Genomic DNA, 3,466 nt, shown 5'->3' on the forward strand with positions numbered 1-3,466 from the left:
CCGTTATATAGGGCGCCCTCATGTCCCTCGACCTCAAGCGCGTGGCCTCCGAGCCCCTCACGTCCTCCGCCCCGCTCGTAGAAGGCCTCCGGGCGGCGGGGAAGCCCCGGACCGAGCATCGGCTCGGGCTGGAGCACGAGAAGTTCATCTACCCGGTGGGGTCCGCCCAACCCGTGCCCTACGAGGGGCCGAACGGGGTGGGGGCGCTGCTGGAGAAGCTGGCGCCGGGGGGCTACGAGCCCTTCCGGGAGACGCCCCAGTCGCCGGTCATCGCGTTGCAGCGCGGCATCGAGGCCATCTCCCTGGAGCCGGGCGGGCAGTTCGAGCTGTCCGGCAGCCCCTTCTTCACGGCGCGCGAGGCGCACGCGGAGAACCTGGCGCACCTGAAGGACACGAAGGCGGCGGCGTCCCAGCTGGGCCTGCGGCTCGTGGCGCTGGGGTACCGGCCGGTGGGCACGACGGCGCAGATGCCGTGGATGCCCAAGACGCGCTACCAGGTGATGCGCCGCACGCTGCCGGAGCGCGGCCGGCTGGCCTTGAACATGATGCTGATGACGTCCACCGGGCAGGTGTCGCTGGACTGGGCGGACGAAGCGGACTGCGTGAAGAAGACGGTGACGGTGGCGCGCCTGTCGCCGCTGCTGGTGGCGCTGTACGCCAACAGCCCGCTGCTGGAAGGCAAGCCGTCCGGCTACATGTCGTTCCGCAGCCGCGTCTGGGAAGAGGTGGACCCCACGCGGTGCGGCTACCTGCCGTCCTGGTTCGACGGCTCCTTCTCCTATCAGGCGTACGTGGACTGGGCGCTGGACGCGCCGCTGCTGTTCCTGCGTCGCGCGGGCGAGTACCGCCACCCGAAGCTCACCTTCCGCCAGCTCCTGAAGGAGGGCTACGAGGGCAAGCCGCCGGACATGGGGGACTGGACGGACCACCTGTCCACGCTGTTCCCCGAGGTGCGGCTGAAGAAGGTGCTGGAGGTGCGCGGCGCGGACTGTGCGAGCGCGGCGATGACGGGGGCCCTGGGCGCCCTGTGGCGCGGCATCCTCTACGACAAGCAGGCGCTGGACGAGGCGGAGCTGCTCTTGCCCCGGCTGGGCTTCACGGAGCACCTGGCGTTCCACGACACCGCGCGCCGCGAGGGGCTGGCCGGGAAGCTGGGGACGCACGAGCTGCACCGGCTGGCGGGGGAGATGGTGGGCATCGCGAAGCGCGGGCTCCAGCGGTTGGATCCGCTGGACGCGCAGCTGCTGGCGCCGCTGGAGGCGGTGGCCGCGTCGGGGCACTCGCCCGCGCGGGCCGTGCTGGACGCGTGGGAGAAGGACCCGCGTCCGGAAGTGTTGATGACGCGCTTCGAGCTGTGAAGCGCGTCCCTGCGCGGACGCGGGCCCTGGGGGCGGCGCTCTAGAAGCGGCCGCCCACGGTGATGTTGCCGTTGAAGAGGCTGCCCTTGGCGTCGTCGGTGGTGCCGGGGACGGTGGTCAGCTCCTCGCCACCGACGAGGCGGTAGGTGCCGCGCACGCCGGCGAAGAGGCTGCCGACGCGGTAGTCGACGCCCGCCGCCAGCGGCAACTCCGTCTGCCAGTCGTTGCTGTAGATGGGCTCCGAGCCGGAGGAGGAGTCCAGGTAGCTCAGGCCCACGCCCAGGCCCACGAACGGGTGCAGCTTGTTCTTGATGACGGGGCCCAGCTTGCCCAGGAGCGTCCCGTTGTTGCGCCAGATGTGCTGGCCGTCGCGCACGCGGGCGTCATCGATGGGGATGCGCTGGCCTTCGTAGCCGACCTCCACGCCGAGCAGGGGAGAGGCCTGGGCGATGGCGTTGACGCCGAACAGCCCTCCGACGCCCGTCTCGTTGTCCAGTTCTCCGGTGAAGCCGCCCAGGCCCACGCGCACGTCCAGGCCGGGTTTCAGGTCCTGTTCCTTGTAGCCAATCCTGCGCCCCACCTGGGTCGCATCCATCGCGAAAGCCTGGCCAGCCACGCACACGCCGGCTGCCACCACGCCTGCCATCATCGAAATCCGTCTCATGTCCAGCTTCCTCCCGGTTGTGCTGTGTGGGACCTGGAATGGAAACTGGGACCCGGACGACGGACGCAGCACCTGCCCGGCGGACGGAGCCAGGGGGGCGAGGGCCGCTAGCGTCGGCCGAAGAGCTTCTTGAGGCCGGAGAGCAGGCCGCTCGGGCGGGCTTCGGGGCCGGTGAGGAAGGGCGAGCGGGCGATGAGGGCCTCGCGGGCGGCGTCGTCCAGGTCCTCGGTCGCGAGCGCCACGGATTGACGCTTGCCGCCGGGCAGGGTGGCGCCGAAGGTCAGGGTGCCGTCGGTGGACAGCTCCAGGTGCACCTCCACCTCGCCGGCGCGCTCCACGGTGAGGTGGAGCGCGCCGAGCCACTCGTTGTCTATCGACGACGGCGCGGTGCCCTGGAAGAAGGCGAGCGCCAGCGGGCCGGGGGCGGTGACGGGGAGCACCAGCGTCTTGGAGGTGGGCAGGCGGGTGTTGCGCTCCAGCACGCGGCGGAAGGCGCCGGAGTGTTCGGCGACGCCGATGGGGGCGGTGAGCACCTCGGAGACGCTGGCGGAGGGCTTGCCCGTCTCCGCGAGCAGCAGCGCGTGGCCGAGCAGCGCGGCGCCGCGCACCACCGCGCTCCGTGCGTCCACGTCGTCGCGCACGGGCACGCCCAGGCTCTCCTCCAGCCGGCGGCGCACGAGCGGCGCGCGGCTCTGGCCTCCCACGAGCAGCACGGCGTCCAGGCCCTGCGGGGACAGGGCGTTGGACTCCAGCACCTCGCGGGTGACGGCGACGACGCGCTGGGCGAGGTCGGCGGTGAGGGCCTCCATGCGCTCGCGGTCGAGCGTGGGGCCCTTGCCCGTGGGCAGGGTGACGTCCACGGAGTCGCGGGTGGAGAGGGCCTCCTTGGTGGATTCGGCGATGGCGCGCAGGGGGCCCCAGTCGAGCAGGTGTTCGGGGCGCGGGTGGCCCTGTTCGGAGAGGTCGCTGACGAGCACCTCGGCGATGCGGGCGTCGAAGTCCATGCCGCCGAGGGTGGGGTCACCACCGGTGGTGATGACCTCCAGGTCGTCGCCCGTCACCTGCACGACGCAGACCTCCAGGCCGCCGCCGCCCAGGTCCACGACGAGGACGCGCTTTCGGGCCATGCCCCGGCCGTGCGCGTACGCGAGCGCCGCGGCGGCGCTGTTGGTGAGCACGCGCGGCACGTCCAGCCCGGCCTGGGCGGCGGCCTCGCGCAGGGTGGCGCGCTGGCGCTCGGTGAAGTGCGAGGGGGCGCAGAGCACGGCGCGCGTCACCTTGCGGCCGAGGAACGCGGTGGCCGCCTGGTGCAGCTCGCGCAGGAGCAGGGTGGTGAAGAGGGCGGGGCTGACGACGCGGCCGCCGAGCTCCACGCCCGCGTCGCCGCGAAGGTCGGTGGCGACGGGGAAGGGGAGCTGGGGGCCCAGCCAGCGCAGGTGTGGGG

3 protein-coding genes are annotated in these 3,466 nt (G+C 72.5%); 1 reads left to right on the plus strand and 2 read right to left on the minus strand.

Features of this window, described 5'->3' with window-relative positions:
• The first annotated feature begins 20 nt into the window (after positions 1-20).
• Positions 21-1,358 (plus strand): glutamate--cysteine ligase, encoded by a 1,338-nt coding sequence (locus D7V93_RS40365; protein ID WP_120648334.1) that lies wholly within the window; start codon positions 21-23, stop codon positions 1,356-1,358.
• Between the two features lie 40 nt (positions 1,359-1,398).
• Here the strand turns inward: D7V93_RS40365 and D7V93_RS40370 are convergent, their stop codons facing one another.
• Together D7V93_RS40370 and D7V93_RS40375 are read right to left on the minus strand one after the other, a co-directional pair.
• The gene (locus tag D7V93_RS40370; RefSeq protein WP_120648335.1) at positions 1,399-2,022 is read right to left on the minus strand and encodes a hypothetical protein; all 624 of its coding nucleotides are present in this window, start codon (positions 2,020-2,022) and stop codon (positions 1,399-1,401) included.
• Between the two features lie 107 nt (positions 2,023-2,129).
• The coding region (locus tag D7V93_RS40375; RefSeq protein WP_147451600.1) for an Hsp70 family protein at positions 2,130-3,466 on the minus strand (1,337 nt) is incomplete at its 5' end.

The sequence above is a fragment of the Corallococcus llansteffanensis genome (assembly GCF_003612055.1).
In the GTDB taxonomy this organism is placed as follows: domain Bacteria; phylum Myxococcota; class Myxococcia; order Myxococcales; family Myxococcaceae; genus Corallococcus; species Corallococcus llansteffanensis.

Coding starts and splice junctions, on each gene's coding strand:
- D7V93_RS40365 (WP_120648334.1), top strand. CDS start 21: ATGTCCCTCGACCTCAAGCGCGTGGCCTCCGAGCCCCTCACGTCCTCC.
- D7V93_RS40370 (WP_120648335.1), bottom strand. CDS start 2,022: ATGAGACGGATTTCGATGATGGCAGGCGTGGTGGCAGCCGGCGTGTGC.